Source organism: Microcoleus sp. D3_18a_C4, from assembly GCF_036702415.1.
Lineage (GTDB): Bacteria > Cyanobacteriota > Cyanobacteriia > Cyanobacteriales > Microcoleaceae > Microcoleus.
In genome coordinates this window covers 246-20,078 of record NZ_JAUBTI010000008.1, presented here as the reverse complement: position 1 = coordinate 20,078, position 19,833 = coordinate 246, and the positions used below count along the sequence as shown (strand labels likewise).

Sequence of the window (19,833 nt, the reverse complement as noted above, 5' to 3'; positions counted from 1 at the left end):
CGATCCCCAGTTAGATAAATTTCGCTCGCACTGCCGATATTGCGCGATTTCACTTGATAAAAGGCAGAGACAGAGACCAGATTACGAGACTTTTAGGAATAGTTAAGCCTTAAAGAAATTATATCCGTAGAGTGATGCTGAGTTCGCTTAAATTTGCGAAATTAAAAGTATCTACTGCTACTGAAATATTTTAGAAAGAGGTATTATGGCCGCCCCAATTGAATTCAAGTTATTTGCTCCCTACAACAAAGGAGCTGCCTTGATTGGCTCTTTTTCTAATTGGGAAGATATTCCGATGGAAAAGGACGAAGATGGTTATTTCCGCACGCGAGTTGAGTTGGAGGATGGCGTTTATCAATACAAATTCCGCGTTCAGTCGAAAAGCTGGTTTGTGGAACCCGATCAGTGGGTAGATGTGGTCGATCCCTACGCGACTGACATCGACGATCCAAGTCAAAACGGCCTTGTTCGGATCAAAGATGGCGATCGCATTGTCGATACCTACGTGTGGAAACACGACGACAAACCGCTGCCGGCCGATCGGGAATTAGTGATTTATGAAATGCACGTTGCCGACTTTTCCGGCGGCGAAGCCGACCCCCTCGCCCGCGGCAAGTACAAGCACGTCGTCGAAAAACTCGATTACCTAGTCGAACTCGGCATCAACGCGATCGAACTCATGCCCCTCAAAGAATACCCAGGCGACTACAGTTGGGGCTACAACCCCCGCTACTTCTTCGCTGCCGAGTCCAGCTACGGAACCACAGAAGAACTCAAAAACCTGATAGACGAGTGTCACGGGCGCGGCATTCGCGTCATCATCGACGGGATTTACAACCACTCGGAAGCGTCGAGCCCCCTCACTCAAATCGATCACGATTATTGGTACCACCACGAACCCCGCGATCCAGACAACAATTGGGGCCCGGAATTTAACTACGAATTCTACGACGAAAACTTAGGAACTTTCCCGGCGCGCAGATTTGCTGGCGATACAGTCCGCTTCTGGATTCAAGAATATCATCTCGACGGCATTCGTTTCGACGCGGCGCGACAAATTGCTAACTACGATTTTATGCACTGGGTAGTTCAAGAAGCCAAAAATGTCGCCGGCCCCAAACCGTTTTACACCGTTGCGGAATACATTCCCGACGATCCCAGCATCACCAATCTAGACGGGCCGATGGACGGCTGCTGGCACGACAGTTTCTATCACTCCATAATTCCACAACTCTGCGGGGACAATTTTGATTTAGAACGTCTCAAAGAGGTAATCGACTGCAAGCGGCAAGGTTACTTGGGTGCTACGAATGTAGTCAATTATTTGAGCAATCACGATCACGATCGCGTTTTTGCCGAATTGGGATCGCGCGGAATTTTGGATGAAGCAGCATTCAAGCGGGCGAAGTTGGGAACCGTGCTGTTAATGACAGCAGTTGGCGTGCCGCTGATTTGGATGGGCGAAGAATTTGGCGAATATAAAGGCAAAACAATTGAGCAAGCTAAAATAGACTGGACGCTGCTAGGAAATGACCTCAATAAAGGTTTGTGGGAATACTACAAAGGCTTGATTCACCTGCGTAAAAATAACCAAGCACTTTACACAGAAAACATCGACTTTTTCCACGAAGACCCAGACTCGAAAGTTTTTGCTTACACTCGCTGGAACGATGAAGGTTCGAGAGTTGTTGTAGTGGCGAATTTCTCGGAAAATTATTTAGCTGGTTACAGCGTTCCCCACTTCCCGGCAAACGGAACTTGGCACGAATGGACGGGGAATTATGATATTGAATCGGGCGATGACAATATTATGATTGACTTGCCGGAATACGAAGCCAAAGTGTTTGTTTGGCAGTAAGGCAACGGAGGACAAAGACTTTCGCCGTTTCCCTACCCCAAAATAATCATTATGTAGGAAAACGGCACTGCCTTTCGTCGTGTCAACTTAAGCTATCAGTCCGCCAGTCCTCCCACCCGGCAGTCCGCCAGGGACTGAAGTCCCTGTCTAATAGCTGAAGTCCTCGCTATGAGGACTAATGAGTTTTTCAGTCCTCATAGCGAGGACTTCAGCTTTGAGGCAGGGGTTTCAACCCCTGCCGGACTGCCGGAGTGCGGGTTTAACGCTAAGTTGACACCTATGGGCATGACGCCGTGTCTTACTCCCCGCGCCGGAAACGGCGAAAGCCTTTGTTCCTACAGATATCGCTCAAAAGAGAAGCTTTTGTTTGTTCCCAGATTGATTTTCTAGGCACAATTGCGTTGCCGCCGCCGCCGGTATTGGTTTGCTAAAGAAGTAACCCTGACCCATATCGCACTTATGCGAGTGCAAAAACGCTAACTGTTCTGCTGTTTCCACTCCCTCAGCAATCACCTGTAAATTCAGCCCCTGTCCCAAGGCGATCGCCAGTTTCACAATAGTAGCACCGTTGCTGCCCGTCACCAAATCTGCCACGAAGGATTTGTCTATTTTTAAATTATTGAGCGGAAAGTTTTTCAGAGACCACAGCGAAGAATAACCGGTGCCAAAATCGTCCAGAGAAATGTGAATTCCCATGTCCTGCAACTGCTGCAATACCGACACCGTAAAGCTCACATCTGTCATGGCAATGCTCTCGGTAATTTCTATTTCTAAATACTCGGGATTTAACTTGGTTTCTGATAAAATTTCAGCGATGATTTGTACCGTGTGAGGTTGCAGAAACTGGCGGGCTGATAAATTCACCGCTATCCGCATCGGCGGCAATCCCAGTAACTGCCACGCTCGATTTTGCAAGCAAGCAGTCCGCATCACCCATTCGTCAATTTGGCAGATTAATCCTGTTTCCTCAGCTAAGGGAATAAATCGATCGGGAGGAATCAAACCGCGTTCGGGATGCTCCCAGCGAATCAGAGCTTCCATGCCCACTATTTTGCCAGTATTTAAATTTATTTGCGGTTGATAGTACAGGACAAACTCAGATTTGTTTAGAGCTTTGTAAAGATGATTTTCTAAGTTCAGATCCTCGGAGACTTTACTGCCGATCGCCTGCGTGTAAAACTGATAATTATTGCGACCTTTCTGTTTAGCTTTGTACATCGCAGCATCAGCATTTTTCAGCAAAGTTTCTGCATCTTCTCCGTCGTAAGGAGCCAAAGCAATTCCCAAGCTAGCCTTAATATAAAGTTCCAAACCCTCAAAATCAAAAGGAGTGCTTAAACTCTGGATAATTAGCTGGCAAATCTTAGTTGCTTCCTCTGGGGTGGTGATATTGTACAGCAGCACAGTAAATTCATCTCCGCCCCAACGAGCCATCGAATCCCCGACGCGCAAACAGTTAGTCAAACGCCGAGATACACTTTGCAGCAACAAATCGCCCACTGGGTGACCGAGAGTATCGTTAACATTTTTAAATCTATCTAAATCTAGAAAGATTACTGCCAGCATTTCTCCATTTTGGTGAGCGCTAGCTAAAGCTAAAGACAGCCTTTCATTAAACAGTAATCTATTAGGTAAACCCGTTAATGGATCGTGAGAAGCTTGATGTCGGATCATCGCCTCTACACGCCTCTGCATTACAGCCATGTACAGGTGAGTTCCTAAAGATTGTGCTAGCTTCTGTTCCTCGCTGGTCCACTTTTGAGCTTCGCCTGTTTTGATTTCTTTCCAAGCTGCAAAGGACTGTCGGGGACGATCGTTCCGGGCGTCCGAACTGCAACGGCCCGCCCACAAAATTTCGGTTTGTATAGGGCTGCGAAAAACGGTGAGACAGCCGATGCACTGTTGGCGGTATTGCAGCGGTACGGCCAAAAACGATCGAATGGAAGCTGCGACTAAATTGGCAGATACAGATTTGAGTTGAGGTTCTTTAGAAATATCGGAAATTGCGTACAAGTGCGGTACGATATAACTGGAAATATTGCTGTCAATTGAGCTGTAATGCTGGGAATAGAGATTTTCAAAAATACCTAATTGGCTTGTATGATTAGCAGTTTGTGCTCGATCGTCTTGGTTGGCCCTCCCCATAATCTGCTGCCAAAACGGGCTGAGTTCAAGGTCGATGTCTGCAGGCTGCTGGCCACAGGTATAAAGCAAAGCCGGCCGATCGCCAAACTCGGCTGCAATGTAGAGTCGCCCTCCTGAACCGCGTAAATGCTTGACAGTTTGTTCGAGAACTGCTTTGCGAATTTCGTTTAGTTCCAGAGGAGAATGCAGCAAACTGGTAATTTGGTTGATAACGGCTTCGTCGCGCGCTTGCTGTCTAGCTTGACTCAGCAGAAAAGATTGGGCGATCGCAATTGAAAGTTGATCCACAAGCAACTGCACCATTTTCAATTCTCGATCGCTAAACCGTTTCGGTTGGCTGTGATGAGACACCAACAGTCCCCAAAGGTGATTTTGATGCAAAATCGGCACCGTCAGAGAAGAACGTGCCCCCATAGCCTTCAGATATTCAGCGTGACAGGGGTCTACAGGACGATAGCTAATATCTTCAACTGCTAAAGTTTTGCCGGTTTCGGGACAATCTAACCGATTAATTGTTTGATGCTGCAATTCCACATCTACAATCACTCGCTGCCGCGCTTTGAGAAACATTTCCCGAGCACTCTGGGGAATGTCGCCTGGTGGAAAGCGCAAACCCAGCATAGATGGCAACTTGTCGCTGTTGATGGACTCAGCAATCACCTCACCGCTACCGTCTGCCTCAAAGCGATAAACTTTTACTCGATCGCTTTCTAAAAAGCTGCGGATTTCTCGCGCAGTGGTGGTCAAAATCTCTTGGAGTTCTAAAGAGTTACGGATGCGATTGGTAATTCGATTGAGTAAAATCTCTTGTTCTAAAGTCGATCGTGACATTTGTCTAACTTTGGTGCGGGTCATCGCTTTTGAGCTCCCGGGCTGTTGACAGCATTTTTGCGAGCCACAGTCTTAACTTGCCCTGTATTATACATTACAACACTTTCGCCCCGTCTAGGGGCTTGACCCAACCCAAGACCGAGAAACTCGGTTTCTGGGGATATTTCGGGTTTTCCGACCAATTTCGGTGATGAACCGGGTTTTTCACAGCACTTACAAAGCAAGGAAAGAGCGATCTGACAAGTAGTGAGGACTCAAGTCCGATCGAGTTCGATCGGACTTGAGTCCTCAATACAAAGCAATTGCACAGCTACAACACAAAAGCTATAGAGAAACCTGCTTGACCAACCCGTATTCTGCCCTCTGGAGGGAGAATACTGGTTGCTCAAGCCGGCTGGCAAGTATTTATACCTTAAAATGTCTCGTTAAGCCGACGCCCAAATTTCCCGAATTCTGTCCGGCAAAAAGCCAGCTATTTCCTGAATTCGCTCCTCGGACAGCTCATCCTTCGTTGCCGAAAATACAGCGGCGATCGCAGTTTCCGGTTTTACTCCTGAAGGAAGTGCGCCTTCTAGTTCCACCCTCCGTGCAAACAAATTGCCATCGATCCCCAAAGGTGCAGGCGGGCCGGTCAAAGGCTGACGTATCCGGCTGAGCAATCCCACCAGCGGATTGGTATCTTTCCAGAGGTCTGCTATTTCTTGTTGCAGGGTTTTGTCATCCGTAGGCAAAACTTCTGTGTGCAATTCAGATTCCACGTGCTCAATTGCTTCTTTTGTCATCACATCGCGCATGACCCGGTACACTACTTCGGTAATGTCGCGGGCATCAAAAATATCCTCCAAGTGACCGTTTACCATCACTTTTTCCAAAAACGGCATATCCTTTGAAGCGATAGGAACTGCCGAGCCTTCGTGGTGGAGCGAGACCGGAGGATTCGTCTCCATTTTGTGTAACAGTTTGTGGCCTTTTTCTGTTAACTCAGCTTCTTGAAATGCCACTAAAGGCGGCACTAACTCAGTTCCTCCATAAGGCTCGCCACTAAACTTAGCTTTGATAAATTCCCTTTGGTTGAGGTAGTCCAAATGACCGAGCAATTCCGCTTCCGCCACCGGGTGACCGACATATTCTTCCGCTGCGTTCCTAATTTCCGACTCTCCCCTGCCGTTTCCGCTGCCAATCTTTTTGAGCAAAATGTAAGTCAGGTCGTCTCTGATTGGAATTGTCATTAAAACCTCCTAGGTTAATATCCGGTAAAGCTCATGTAAAAACTGATTTTTTTTACTGGCTTAAATTGTGATGATTACTACTTTCAAACATTGAAGTATAAAGTAGAGTAATCAAGTATCTCTCAGCAGGTGGAAGTTATTAAAATTAAGTATCGGTTAGAATCTTCCTTTAGGTAGATCCTTGTATGGGAACCCATCTCTAATGTGGTTAATATCCTAAAAAGCTGTCGCCACTATTCAATGCTATTAAGCGAGGATGCTTGATTGGTAATATTTTCCGTATTTAGTGCGTATTTTTACCAAGGCTGACGCACCAAGAGGGTCTCAGCCTTGGTAATTGACGCTGGGAGAGGTAGAATTAAGCAGATGCTCTGGGGTTAACCAACTGCGGTCGTTTTGCCCCCGCTTGTACCGATATTGTATCGGCTTAGACCCAAAACTGGTCATCGGAGAGCTACAAATACGAGCCAATCTGTTTCAAGTGCCCCAGCGCCACTTAAAGAATGCCTCGGTAACAAATTTTTTGATCGTGTCGATCGGCATTTATGAACTACCCTCATTGGAACAATAAATTGGAATCCTCGTCTTTTACTAGCGGTCAACCCCCGGTTGACAAGCGTCCTTTAGTGTTGGCTGTAGACGACAATCCTGACAACTTAGAGCTGCTGACACAAATACTCGATTTATTCGGCTGCGAGTGCGTGGGAGCAGTGGACGGGTACACAGCTCTTTCAGCAGCAGTCGATCGACAACCCGACCTAATCGTACTCGACATTTGCCTGCCGGATATAGACGGTATGGAAGTAGTAAAGCGCGCCCAACAAAACCCCGCGATCCGACATATTCCGATTGTTGCTGTCACAGCACTAGCAAAACCAGAAGACCGCGCTCGAATTCTCCAAGCAGGCTGCGTGGAATACCTTTCCAAACCTTTTAACATCAAAGATTTAGAAACAGTTATCCGCCAGCACCTCAACTCTCCACTGCTTTTGGTTGAGTTTTAGATTTATTATAATTAGAATCACGAACTTGAGGTGCAGAGTCCAAAATTGCGATCGTTCCAGTGCGGCCTGTCTCCAAGGTCGCATCGCGGAGCAAATCAATGACTCCCACGCCCAAAACCTTTTGGATTAATTCTTTCAGTGGCAATTCCAGAAGAGATTCTAATTGTGTTCGCACCTGCAACGCCAAATCTTGCTGACCGTTCTGAGCCAGCAGTTTTTCCGGTTGAGTAAGCCCATTTTCGACAACAATTATCAATTTGTTATCCAAAAGATTGCAGAGCGCCTGACTCGTTGGGTGTCCGAGTTGAGAGCGGTACAAAGCTTGAATTCCCTGCGAAAGAGTCCGTTCTAATTTACCCCGACTAGGTTCTAAGGTTTCCCCTGGCATATTTTTTCTTTAAACCATAATAGATAAAAAAGACTGTGAGCAGTTAACAGTTAACTGTTAGCTGTTAACTGCTAACTGCTAACTGTTAGAAATAACCGTCGCGTTAGCCGACAGTAACTTCATTAGTTTGCACCCCAGTTGCACCCTTAACACCTTTAGCAATTGTCACCAACTTGTTGACAATTTCCTGACTGGGAACTGTACCTTTGAGAACTACCGTAGTGCCAAGTTGAGCCACATAAACAGTCTCAATATCCGCAACATCGGGATTGGCATCGAAAGCCTGAGCCACCCGTTTAGCTAAACCGCTTTGATCGTATTCTCCGTTCAAGCCCATGCGTTCCGGCGGGATTGTCTGAGCGCTCGCAGCAGGTTGAGCTTGAGCTTGAGATTGAGCTACAGGTGCTTGGTAAGCAGGAGCGTCAACAGTTTCTTGATTGTCTTTTTTTTCTAAACCAAACAATCTTTTTAGCCAGCCCATAGAGTTTGTCCTCCGACAAAGTTTGTGTTAATTGACGTGTTAATTCACGTGTTAATTGACGTGTTAATTCACGGTTGGCAAATCGCCCTGTAATTGTTATTCTCAATACCAGGAATTACGATCGCACTCTTGGATGCAGAAACCGAGTTTTTTTTACAAAAAAGTATCGTTACAGCCATCCGCCCCGGTAGAAAAACCCGGTTTCTTGACTTTGGTGCGCCCATCCTAAATACAATTTACTGTTGTACAACTTCCCAGATCATCTGCCTGGAGACATAATTCTCCGGCTCTCAAACAAATACTTGGGCTGACCATTCCGGCAAATCAAACTTAAACCCTTCTTCGCCAACTTCTACTATTTTGTTGTACATCCACTCGTGCCAAGTTCCCGCAGCCGGAAATTTAGGAATGCTGTTACCAGATAGATAATTATCCGAAAAATTAGCCACAACTACTGCTCGCGTTCCCTCATCGCTCCAGCGGTAATAAGCAAGCACTTTGGCTTCTGGATTTTCGGGGATAAATTAAATATTGTCGGTATAAAGTGCCGGCAAATGTTGCCGCAGCCGAATCACGTGTTTGTAGTATTCCCACAACTCATGATTTGGCTAATTTTTCAACAAAGACCATTGCAGGGCGTTGCTGATTTATGGTATGAAAGGCTAAATATGCAAGTCAGAGAAACCAGTATCTACAAAGCTTCGGGATTTTCAACTTATTTTTTTTCATACCCTGATTAAGCAACGCCCTGAATTTTAGTGCGGAAATAACCTCTGTCATTTTTTTCTAAGCAAATTTTTTCCATAAGGAAAGGAAAAGAAGCCGAGCAGTCTAGCTGCTTTGTTGTTGGAACCGAAGAGTTTAAATTCAATTGCAGCGGCCATGAATAGCTTGTTTGCAGAACTTCTAAGTGTGATTAGTATTGATTTTTACAATTTTGCCAATTTGTCGCCATCGTAGTTAAGAGTTAACGCTGTAACTCTTATGTTGTAAGGTGTACAGTGGGCAGCCGGAGGATTTAGTAGTGCACACTACGCACCAGCACGCGGGGGAGCATCTCATATTTGTAAAAACAGTTCTTCTGGCTCCTTCCTTCTTCCTTCTGACTCTTTTCTCCTGGCTCTTGGCTCCTGACTCCTAACTCCAATTTCTAGCGGAGGGCTGCTTTCATTGAGATGCTCCCGCACGCGGAGGCCAGATTTTAATCAAAAATGTAGTTAAAGTAACTAAAAATTATTAAGCGCTGTTTATGAAAAATAGTCGGGACTGTTTTTAGTTAGTAGACATCTTGCAAAAATAATTAGGACGGGCCGGAGAGCCCGTCCCACAAGAAGAAATAACTCTTGTGGGACGGGCCGGAGAGCCCGTCCCATCAATTGATGAAAGGATTTTTGCAAGAGGTCTAGTAGTCTGAAACCCTAGATTTTCCGTTGGTAGCGAACTTGCCTTAGAGCCTTGAAACCCTTATTCTACGGTGGGCTATCAAAAACTGTCTGAAGTATTGTATGAAAAGTAATTTAACTTTTGATAACTAAATAAATCGTGGTGAACATTTAACATTTGTAACTAAAGAAACATTTTTTAGCCTACAGGAATAATACCGTAGAAAGATGCCATTTTATGCGGAAACAGCGAGGATGAGCGTGTAATTGTAAGGCAAGGGAAACCAGAACCATGAATCCTTTATTCAACTGGGTTTTCCTCCGACTTTAAGGCAAGTTTGAGCCGAGAATAGCAAGGATTATTTTTGCTTATGTCTTGGTATCACTTGTTTTATAGTTTTTGACTGGTAAACTTTGTAGAACAAAAATCAGCTTTAACGACTGCTGCTACCTCAGTAATTGGTAATTGGTGAAAATCTCATTCGTCCCTGTTACCCGTTAGATATTCCGAGCAGTGGCTCTAAGGCTCTAAAAGTTTAATGTGGGATGTTGGCGAATTACCGTTACTGTAAAACTCTGGAGTGTTAAAAATGCTAAAACAAATGTGTTGGTTGCCCAGATTGGGACGCAATGGAGAAAAGATATTGCACTTACGCACCGATGCCCGTCAGGGGTGGCGGCCTTATACAGCTTTTCCGCAGTTCGCTGTATCCGACTACCGGGAACCAGGTGGTTCTAAGGGATGGGCAACATATCAAAAGCTGAGAACTCAAGGGTGGAATTTAATATCGACCGCAGAAGGGCAGCAGTCGATTTTTGGCGAACAGAAAAGTGCTTAAAAAACCCGAAACCGCAGCAATAAAAGAAGAGGTAAAATCCTCTTCTTTTTATTACTTGTGGAGAGAGCAACTGGGTTTTTAACCATCCTACTTGGTAGAATGGGTAAGGTGTGCAGTGCCCACCTTACATAATTTTAAGATGTTTGCCAGTGGCAAGTAAATTAGACGATCGCCCTTTCTGTCTCTGCTGTAATTGCTACGTTATGGAGCACCGGCTGGTGAGTTTTCAAGTTAAACCGGTATCCGTGGGGGAGGATGTGCAACTTTGCCCCGCAAATCGCCAAAGCCTCATCCTTCAACAGTCCCTCCAGATTGTCGTGGAGTTGTTCAGACGAGTCGATGACAGTTACAGCGCCTGCGCCAATGACTTCCAACTCGTCACCGCTGACTAAAATAGCTGTATTTTCGTCAATACCAAATCCCAACACGGCAGGTTGCAGCAAGAGTGCCGAAACTAAGCGTCCCAGACGACCTCGCTGGGCGAAATGCTGGTCAATGACAACTCCTGGAAGGAAACCCATTCCCGGGCCCATTGCTACCACATCAACGCGGGGATTTGTCTCCGAGTCTCCTTCAATAATCATCACGTCTGGCATCATCGCCGCGCCGGCACTGGTGCCACCAACGATCGCCCCTTCCGAGTAGCGCTTGTGCATAGCTGCGTCGAGTTTGGTGTCTTTCAAGCAGCTAATAATCCGGGCTTGATCTCCGCCGGTAAAGAATATGCCGGTGGCTTGTTCGATCGCTTCTAAATAATCTGGATTGTTGGCATCTTCGGGTTTCTGGGTGTCAACAACTCGCACATCTTCAGCGCCGAGTCGCTCAAACACTCGGATATAATTATCTCCTACTTCTCCCGGCAGGCTTGTTGCAGCCGTCATCACTACAATGCGGGCTTTAGTGCCTCCGGCGCAGCGCAAGAATTCCCGCAGAATTTTGCAGTCCCCCTCTTTGTCTTCGGCACCACCAATAATTAGCAACTTCCCCTGAATTTCGTTGCTCGCCATATTATCTCCACTGTTAATTTATGTAATTTTACTAAAACACAAACTTCTTTTTTCCGAAAACGGCCAAAAGGTATATATAGATACCAAAAACCTCTCAGGCTTCTACCACTCTAGAACGCACACAGCAAGGGTGATATGGGAGTTTACTCATCCTCGATAATCGAGAAAACAAACTTACCCCCCCTAACAGGAGATAGGGGGGGTCAAGGAATGAGCTTAAATTACAGGGCCCACGCGCGCGGGGCGATCGATCCGGTTTCCGATCCGATTCTTCGCTAATCCTCCTCTGATTGCTCGTAGAAATCGGATTGATGAGCGTAAGTCCTCAATTAGCCCGATCGCCCCTTAGTGCGATCGCTCGATCAAATTGCTCAATATGGTACTCGCCCGTTCTAAAGGTAGGTGTCTGGGTTTGCCGTTCCAGACAATCTGATATTCGTTGCTGTTTTGACCATCGCCGTAGCCAGAAATTAGCTTCCGGTGAAAGGCTTCCTCAGCTAGGTGGTGAACTTTTTCCCTGAGAGCAGTTTGTGCGATCTTCATAATTTGCTGCCTCTTAAATTTTCTTTCACTGTCATAAACAATTATAAGTACACAGTGTACCTCTCAAAAGTTATAGCTTTTTCTTGGGAGGGGGGAAAGAAGTAGTCATTAGTCATAAGTGCTTAGTCATCAATGCTTAGTTATCAATGCTTAGTCATCAATACTTAGTCAGATGTGGAAGGAAGAAGGAATATTTTCCCACTCTCACCCTCTCCCCCTCTCCCCATCTCCCCATCTCTCCCACTCCCCCTCTCGGCAAATACTGAGGGCAGAATTGCTGGGAGTATTTATCTCACTGCTGTAATATCTATGCCCGCAGGTAGTATCCCATGCACCGACTATAAAGTTACCGTAAAAAATTAGCTCAAAGGAGGTTATAAAATGCTGCAAGAAAAAAGCACCGAAACAGCCCGAGTCAATGCTCGAAAAACCGATATTTTTGATGTTTTCAACTTCAAACACTATATCGGGCCCAACCCTTATTTAGACACCGCGGCTTTAGTTTTTGATTTAGCGGTGACGGGCGCGAGCGAACCTTTGCCGATCGCACATTACCAGGAAATTATTGGCGATCGCTACCCGCAACTGCTGCACGAAACTTTCTCGAACCATGCCCAACTGTTCGGCCGTACCGCCTCAGAAGTAGCCAAACTCGACATGGGTTTGCACTTCCAACACTGGAACATCAAGCCGTTTTCTCAGTTTAACAGAATCAGCATAGAAGCACTTCACGCCCGCACTGCCAGAGCAGTAGTGTACGCAGTTTGGGATTGGTTTGAAGCCATCAATCAAAATCAAGACTTTCCCTTGGAATCACAAATTGGCGCGCTGCAAAATATGTTCCGGCAGTCAGTTTACGGAGGCCCGACAGTTTATTCGTTAATGCGATCGGCATCCCAAAAAGGCATTCCCGCATTTTATTTGTGGGATGAAGGACTAATGCAATATGGGTACGGCAAAAAACTGGTTCGCGGCTCTGCAACTACCTTTGATTCTGACAGCCACTTAGACTCAGATTTTACCACGCGCAAAGACGATTGTAAAGCCTTTCTCGCTACATTAGGATTTCCTGTTCCCAAAGGCGATATCGTCTCCACAGAAAACGGAGCTCTGGCAGTTGCTAGAGAAATTGGCTACCCAGTTGCTATCAAACCAGTAGTCGGCCATAAAGGAATTGGCGTAACAGCAGATGTCCAGGATGCCGAGGAATTGCAGGCGGCTTTTAAAAGAGCAGTTAAGGCCATTCCCGAAACAGATCCGGTGCGAGTAATTGTGGAAAACAGCATCAAAGGATCGGATTTTAGGCTGCTGTGCGTTGACGGCAAATTTGTTTCTGCAACTGAACGCCGGCCCGCTTCGGTAACAGGTGATGGCGACTCAACAATTCGCGAATTGATCCGCCGTGAAAACCGCAAACCAGAACGTTTGGATACGCCAACTTCGGCGATGAGCAAAATTCAGTCCGACGAAGCGATGGAAATGTATCTGGAAGAACAAGGGCTGTCATTGGATAGTGTGCCAACTCGCGATCGCACTGTGTATCTACGCAAAGTCGCTAATCTTTCCGCAGGCGGCATCAGCATCGACGCTACCCGCACTATTCACCCGGATAACATTGTTTTGGCTCAAGATATCGCCCTACATTTTCGGTTAACTTGTTTGGGGATTGATGTGATAACAGAAACTCTCGCCAAATCTTGGAAAACCGGCAATTTTGGGATTATCGAGATCAATGCCGCGCCGGGAATTTTTATGCACCTCAACCCCGCTGTCGGCGAAGGGGTTGATGTGCCTTCGCATATTATCGAAACTTTCTTTGAATCGGGAAAAGCGGCCAGAATTCCGATTATTACTTTCAACAGAATTTCGGTACATGACCTACAAGAAACCATCGACCATATTCTGTTGCAGCATCCCGATTGGACAATCGGTGCGGTTTGTCGCGGTGGACTTTTTGTTAACCGTTCTGAAAAAGTTTTGAATAAGAATTACCATCTCAACTTGCAAAGTTTGCTGCGGAATCCCAAGCTAGATTTGTTAATTGCTGAATATCCCGAAGAGATTTTGGAAGCTGAGGGAATGTTTTATCGGGGCAGCAATATGGTGGTGCTGGACAATCCGGGAGAAACTGAGATGATGTTGGTCAGAGAAAGCACTGATGAGGATACTGTGGTGGTGAGGGAAGGAAGTAGTATTTCTATTCGCCGCCAGGGATTGATCGAACAGTATACTCTGGGGAATGATGAACCGTTTACACGGGTTTATTTGAAGGAAATAGGGACTGTTTTGTAAGCGGTTCCCAATTTAAGTTGGCTTTGTAGGGTGGGTATTGATTACCCGCCCCACCAGATCAAGGTTTTTTCTTGTTCCCCGGTTCTTCCGGGGCAGGAAGTTGGGAACGCCCAGATTGGAACAGAGTTCGTTACACTTGGTTACAATTGGTGGCAATCCCTCAGTCGTGGATGCACTATTGCTAAGAAACCCGGTTTCTCCCCAGATTTCTCGTTACCACACCAATATTTTCGTAGAAATTGGGTTTCTCCGGGTAAGTCCTGTTCCTGCGATCGTAAGTTTTTAGACAATCTTGTTTGTGCGCTGTCGATCGTGCTATCAAGGAATTTCACAAGTCTTTAAACGAATGGCACTCCGGTGGTAGAAGGTGTGGAAAATGAATTTTGCGAGCAATTGGTTTAATTCGCTGACGGAAAGTTTACAGTCGCACCGTCGCTACATTCCAGCAGCGCTGACTCTTTGCACAGGTACGAGTTTGTCATTGGCAGCCGCAGCCGTTGTGTGGCATTCGGAAAACCAACGAATGCAAGCTGAATTTCATCAGCAAGCCGATCGCCTGAATGTGGCATTGCAGCAAAGCATCAACAAAAATTTAGAAGTTCTGTACTCACTTGAAGCATTCTACAGGGCATCTACTGAAGTTACCAGAGAAGATTTTAAGCAATTCGCTCAACCTGCACTTGCCCGAAATACTGCTATACATTCTGTTAACTGGATTCGGCGCGTGCCGGCTGCCCAAAAAACAGCTTACGAACGGAAAATTCGATCCGAAGGTTTTCCGGTATTTCAAATTTACGAACGAACTCCTGACAAAAAGCAGGTCAAAGCAAAAGTGCGATCGGAATACTTTCCCATTATTTACAGAGAAGCACTAGAAGAAGATAACAAAGTGATCGGTTTTGATGTTGCCTCCAGCCCCGATCGCAAAACAGCTTTAGAGAAATCGGTGAATACCGGGAAAATAGCCGCTTCCGCGCGGATTAGATTAGTCAGCAACAATCAACCGGGATTGCAAGTATTTCTACCAGTACCCCGCCGCACAACTTCTGCTGATAACTCGGTCAACGGCCGCCAAAACCTAATGGGAGTTATTGCGGGTCTGTTTCAGATCACCAGTATGGTCGATTCCTCTTTAGAATCGCTAAATTTAGACAAGATTAATTTTTACCTCTATGACAACTCTGCTATAGAGAAAGAACGCTTTCTGGTGCGCTACGACTCACAAGCTAAGCAGTTGATAGATAACCCAAAACACGAAAAGCCAGAGTTAACTAATATCCGGGGAAAAATCTGTAAAAATCCTAGTGCTTGCACTCGCCTATTTAACGTAGCAGACCGCCAGTGGAGGCTGCTAGTTTTGCCGGGAAAGGGGTACAACAGTATGAGGACGTATCAGGGTTCGCTGGCAATTTGTGCGATCGGGCTATTGATGACTGGCAGCTTGACGATTTACCTGTTGATGTCTCTAGAACGTACTGCAAAAGTAGAACAGCAAGTGTACGATCGTACAATTCAACTAAAACAGCGCACCGCTGAACTAGAAACAGCACTAAAAAATTTGCAGGCAGCTCAATTTAAACTCATCCAAACTGAAAAGATGTCCAGCCTGGGGCAGTTGGTGGCTGGAGTTGCCCACGAAATTAACAATCCTGTCAACTTCATCTCTGGCAACCTGATCCATACAGGCGCATATACTAGAGACTTGCTGGAACTTGTGGAAATATACCAGCAGCAATATCCCAACCCAACGCCAGAAGTGCAAGCGAAACTAAAAGATATTGATTTGGAGTTTATCAGTGAAGACTTGCCTAAAATCCTAAACTCTATGAATATGGGAGCTGAACGGATCAGCCAGATCGTGCTTTCTCTGCGGAATTTTTCGCGCTTGGATGAAGCTGAAATGAAGTCGGTTGACATTCACCAAGGCATTGACAGCACCTTGATGATTTTGGATAGTCGGCTGAAACCAAAAGGTGATTTTCCGGGCATTAAACTTATCAAAGAATACGGAAATTTGCCATTAGTGGAGTGCTGGGCGGGACAATTAAATCAGGTATTTATGAATATTTTGAGCAATGCTATTGATGTTTTATCTGACCCAGAAAATCCAAAAATACTCGAAAAAAACGCCTCTAGTTCTGCATTTTTACCTACTATTCGGATTCGCACTGAACTTTTAAGTTCTAATTGTGTATGCGTGCGAATCGCTGACAATGGAACCGGCATGACGGAGAATGTCAAAAAACGTTTGTTTGATCCATTTTTTACTACCAAGCCTGTAGGCAAAGGTACTGGCTTGGGATTGTCGATCGCCTATCAAATAGTGGACAAACATCAAGGTTCGCTCAGGTGCGTATCGGCTCCGGGAGAGGGAACTGAATTCTGGATTGAGGTGCCGGTGCGGCAACAGTCTCAGCAATCTGTTTCTAAGGTTTCACCTGCGGTAGGTGCCAATCGATTTTAGATTTTAGATTTTAGATTTTAGAGGCGACCCCACCGATAAATACGTTCGGCAAGTTTCATCGGATACAGGTTTTTTATTTCTGGACGGATGAATCCGGGGGTTTGTATCCTGGATGCTTTCGGTCAATTGGAATTAGCGGAACAAATCTCGCTTCTAGCGGAGTCTAGCTGCGAGCATCTCAATGGAAGCAGCCCAGCTATAAATTGGAGACAGGAGGCAGGAGGCAGGAGGGGGCAGAAGGCAGGAGGCAGGAGGCAGGAGGAAAGAGGAAGAAAGAAGGAGGCAGGAGGCAGGAGGCAGGAGGAAAGAGGAAGAAGAAAGGAGGCAGAAGGAAGGAGTCAGAAGAAGTGTTTTTACCAATAGGAGATGCTCCCTAATTCCTGTTTAGAAAAGGTGAACTATCCGCACTCTACTTGGGAAAGTTTCGGATTTCGCACTCTACTTTCAACGGTTAACTCTTAACAGTAAACACTCAACAGTCAACTATTATAGTTATTAGCAAACCTGTGCTAATTTCAGTGGAATATGGCCGAAAACAAATATCTGGGTTTTTACCCGTCGTAACAATTTATAATTGTAGCAAGGCCAGATTACCAATTATTAACTACGATGTCTTTACAATCTATTAGCATACCGCCCACAACGGATCGCCAACCTGTCGCTTTGATGGTCGCTTTACATGGATGGGGTGCTAATGCTCGGGATTTGACTTCCTTAGCACCCTTTTTCAATTTGCCGGATTATCAGTTTGTGTTTCCCGATGCCCCCTTTCCCCATCCCCAGGTAATGAGTGGCAAAGCGTGGTATAACCTTCAAACCAAAGACGCTCAGGGATTGGTAGAAAGCCGGCAATTGCTGAGGGAATTTTTGCTGTCTTTGGAAAGCACCACGGGCGTGCCTTTGTCTCGCACGATTTTAGGTGGTTTTTCTCAAGGCGGAGCGATGACTCTAGATGTGGGATTGACTTTGCCCCTAGCTGGTTTAATTTGTCTGAGCGGTTATTTACACCAGATTTCGCCAGTTGCTGGGAGTGTTTTGCCCCCTGTTTTAATCGTACACGGTACTCAAGATACTATTGTGCCTGTTAGTGCTGCTGTGCGATCGCGCGAGAGTTTGACGGCTTGGGGATCTGCGGTGCAGTATCGAGAATTTAACATGGGACACGAGATTCGGCCGGAAGTTATAGAGGTAATGCGAAGTTTTGTTGTAGAAACTGTGTCGAAATCTGATTAAAGGTTTAGTATATAGTATGGCGGAAGTCTCGGGCAGGGGAAAAAAATGAAAACTTTAACCAAAGCATCGCGCGATATAGCTGTACTTACTTCTCAGGACGTGGCAGAATTGGCTGTCCGTTTGGAAGTTGACGATTATACAGATCCTTTTGAGGGATTGAATGATTGGCATTTGTTGCGATCGCTTGCTTTTCAGCGGCCGGAGCTGGTTGAACCTTATCTCCACCTTCTGGATATGGAAGCCTACGACGAAGCATAGACTGAAAAATCTAGCTCAAAATTTTCGACGGAATTGAGGAAGAAGTTAGCAGCATCTTTTGTTGCGGATTAAACAGATGAATTAGGGATTTTAGCCTGTGTTTATCTTAATTTCTTTCTTGATTCTTTTTTATTAAAAAATGACACCCGTTTCAAAAAAGAATGTGAATGTAGGCCAGCTCTCAACCCTGGTATTCATCAGTCATTCCCAATTTAAAATCTAAAATCTAAAATCTAAAATCTAAAATCTAAAATCTAAAATCTAAAATGGTATGACATGAAAGGCAGACGAATTTTAATCGGCGTTAGTGGCGGGATTGCAACTTATAAAGTTTGCGAAGTAGTTTCAACTTTAGCGAAAGCTGGAGCGGAAGTTAAAGCTATTCTTACTGATGCGGCTGGAGAGTTTGTCACGCCTTTGACTTTTGCTACTCTGTGCCGCCATCCTGCTTTTACTGACAAAGATTTTTGGCAAGCAAATCACGGGCGCCCCCTGCATATTCAACTCGGAGAATGGGCGGAAGTTTTTGTAATTGCTCCCCTGACAGCTAATACTTTGGCTAAGTTGGCGGGGGGTTTTGCTGATAATTTGTTGACTAATACTGTCTTAGCTTCTAATTGCCCAATTTTGCTGGCACCGGCGATGAATACGGATATGTGGGAACAGCCGGCGGTGCAGCGGAATTGGCGGGAAGTGTTGACTTATCGGCGCTATCATGCTGCGAATCCGGGGGCGGGAATGCTGGCGTGCGATCGCGCCGGTGTTGGCCGCATGGCAGAACCTTATGAGATTTTGCCTCATATTGAATCGCTGTTGTATGCGAAGGGCGATCGCGATTTAGCGGGCATTAGGGTGTTGATCAGTGCGGGAGGAACGCGGGAACACCTCGATCCGGTGAGGTTTATCGGCAATCCTTCCAGCGGCAAAATGGGTATAGCTTTGGCGCAAGCTGCACAGCACCGGGGCGCGACAGTGACGCTGGTACACAGTATAACTGGCGAATTGCCGCTCTCAGGTGTGCGGGCGATCGCAGTTGCGAGTGCAGAAGAAATGCGGCAGGCGATGCTGCAATGCTTTCAGGAGGCGGATTTGACGGTGATGGCGGCGGCGGTAGCGGATGTGAAACCGGCTGAGTACAGTAGTGAAAAATTGCCGAAGCGATCGCTCCCGAATTGTTTACCGTTGGCACCGGTAGCGGATATTGTGGCAGAGTTGGGAAAATTGAAACAGCCGCACCAAAAATTAATCGGGTTTGCAGCACAAACAGGGGATATTGTCAAGCCTGCTTTGGAGAAATTGCGATCGAAGAAACTGGATGTAATTGCCGCAAACCCGATCGATCGAATAGGTGCCGGTTTTGGCAGCAATACCAATCAAGCAATATTAATTAATGCCGCCGGGAAGCAAGTAGAAATTCCCTCTTGCAGCAAGCTAGAAATGGCTCACCGGTTGTTAGATTTTGTTAGGGAAGGGTGAGGGCGATGGAACTGCGATGATATTACTAATTGCGGATTTGTCGTTGGGCGGGGCGGGTTTTTGAGATGGTAGGTTTCTAACATAAATGGTTGGTGAAACCCGCCCCTACGATGGCCTGTAGGGGCGGGTTTTACAAATAATATTTAATACCCGCCAACAATTTATATAAACCCGCCCCCACACAACCGATAATCTAGATTAACCTTTACTGCGATCGAAATGAAATATTTTTCGCCTTGTGGGGGCGGGTTTTTGAGATGGTAGGTTTCTAGCATAAATGGTTGGTGAAACCCGCCCCTACGATGGCCTGTAGGGGCGGGTTCACCAATAATATTTAATACCCGCCAACAATTTATATAAACCCGCCCCCACACAACCGATAATCTAGATTAACCTTTACTGC

General features: G+C 45.9%; 15 protein-coding genes. 8 read left to right on the top strand and 7 right to left on the bottom strand.

Features of this window, described 5'->3' with window-relative positions; translation table 11 throughout:
* Positions 1-205 precede the first annotated feature (205 nt).
* Entirely contained in the window at positions 206-1,858 is a 1,653-nt protein-coding gene (locus QUB16_RS06190; RefSeq protein WP_333314888.1) for an alpha-amylase family glycosyl hydrolase, read from the top strand.
* Between the two features lie 348 nt (positions 1,859-2,206).
* On the opposite strand, the gene QUB16_RS06185 is transcribed toward QUB16_RS06190, so the two are convergent.
* On the bottom strand, positions 2,207-4,858 hold the full coding sequence (locus QUB16_RS06185; RefSeq protein WP_333314885.1) for an EAL domain-containing protein: 2,652 nt from the start codon (positions 4,856-4,858) through the stop codon (positions 2,207-2,209).
* Positions 4,859-5,259: 401 nt separating this feature from the next.
* Positions 5,260-6,063 (bottom strand): DUF2267 domain-containing protein, encoded by an 804-nt coding sequence (locus QUB16_RS06180; RefSeq protein WP_333314882.1) that lies wholly within the window; start codon positions 6,061-6,063, stop codon positions 5,260-5,262.
* 545 nt (positions 6,064-6,608) lie between these two features.
* On the opposite strand from QUB16_RS06180, the gene QUB16_RS06175 reads away from it, so the two are divergent.
* A complete protein-coding gene (locus tag QUB16_RS06175; RefSeq protein ID WP_333314879.1) occupies positions 6,609-7,067 on the top strand; it encodes a response regulator in 459 nt (152 codons plus the stop codon).
* Here QUB16_RS06175 and QUB16_RS06170 read toward each other — a convergent pair.
* From QUB16_RS06170 to QUB16_RS06160, 3 genes are all read right to left on the bottom strand, one after another.
* Entirely contained in the window at positions 7,036-7,455 is a 420-nt protein-coding gene (locus QUB16_RS06170; RefSeq protein ID WP_333314876.1) for a DUF2294 domain-containing protein, read from the bottom strand. The genes QUB16_RS06175 and QUB16_RS06170 overlap by 32 nt on opposite strands.
* A 103-nt stretch (positions 7,456-7,558) precedes the next feature.
* On the bottom strand, positions 7,559-7,936 hold the full coding sequence (locus QUB16_RS06165) for a BON domain-containing protein (protein ID WP_333145099.1): 378 nt from the start codon (positions 7,934-7,936) through the stop codon (positions 7,559-7,561).
* A 290-nt stretch (positions 7,937-8,226) separates the two neighbouring features.
* On the bottom strand, positions 8,227-8,457 hold the full coding sequence (locus QUB16_RS06160; RefSeq protein ID WP_333315084.1) for an alpha amylase C-terminal domain-containing protein: 231 nt from the start codon (positions 8,455-8,457) through the stop codon (positions 8,227-8,229).
* A 1,451-nt stretch (positions 8,458-9,908) separates the two neighbouring features.
* Between QUB16_RS06160 and QUB16_RS06155 the strand changes: the two genes are divergently transcribed.
* Positions 9,909-10,157, top strand: a complete 249-nt coding sequence (locus QUB16_RS06155; protein WP_333145102.1) for a hypothetical protein — start codon at positions 9,909-9,911, stop codon at positions 10,155-10,157.
* Between the two features lie 161 nt (positions 10,158-10,318).
* Here the strand turns inward: QUB16_RS06155 and QUB16_RS06150 are convergent, their stop codons facing one another.
* Together QUB16_RS06150 and QUB16_RS06145 are read right to left on the bottom strand one after the other, a co-directional pair.
* Entirely contained in the window at positions 10,319-11,164 is an 846-nt protein-coding gene (locus QUB16_RS06150) for a cyanophycinase (RefSeq protein ID WP_333314874.1), read from the bottom strand.
* A gap of 345 nt (positions 11,165-11,509) precedes the next feature.
* Positions 11,510-11,707 (bottom strand): hypothetical protein, encoded by a 198-nt coding sequence (locus QUB16_RS06145; RefSeq protein ID WP_015175364.1) that lies wholly within the window; start codon positions 11,705-11,707, stop codon positions 11,510-11,512.
* Positions 11,708-12,088: 381 nt separating this feature from the next.
* Here QUB16_RS06145 and QUB16_RS06140 point away from each other — a divergent pair, with 381 nt between their 5' ends.
* The 5 genes from QUB16_RS06140 (at position 12,089) to coaBC (ending at position 19,430) form a co-directional block, all read left to right on the top strand.
* Entirely contained in the window at positions 12,089-13,999 is a 1,911-nt protein-coding gene (locus QUB16_RS06140) for an ATP-binding protein (RefSeq protein ID WP_333314872.1), read from the top strand.
* Between the two features lie 376 nt (positions 14,000-14,375).
* The gene (locus tag QUB16_RS06135; RefSeq protein ID WP_333314870.1) at positions 14,376-16,463 is read left to right on the top strand and encodes a CHASE domain-containing protein; all 2,088 of its coding nucleotides are present in this window, start codon (positions 14,376-14,378) and stop codon (positions 16,461-16,463) included.
* Positions 16,464-17,072: 609 nt separating this feature from the next.
* A complete protein-coding gene (locus QUB16_RS06130) occupies positions 17,073-17,696 on the top strand; it encodes an alpha/beta hydrolase (RefSeq protein WP_333314868.1) in 624 nt (207 codons plus the stop codon).
* 45 nt (positions 17,697-17,741) lie between these two features.
* Positions 17,742-17,954, top strand: coding sequence for a protein IsiD (isiD, locus tag QUB16_RS06125; protein ID WP_006632739.1), 213 nt, complete (start codon positions 17,742-17,744; stop codon positions 17,952-17,954).
* A 276-nt stretch (positions 17,955-18,230) separates the two neighbouring features.
* Complete coding sequence (coaBC, locus tag QUB16_RS06120) at positions 18,231-19,430, top strand: bifunctional phosphopantothenoylcysteine decarboxylase/phosphopantothenate--cysteine ligase CoaBC (protein WP_333314866.1); 1,200 nt, start codon at positions 18,231-18,233, stop codon at positions 19,428-19,430.
* The last annotated feature ends 403 nt before the right edge of the window (positions 19,431-19,833 follow it).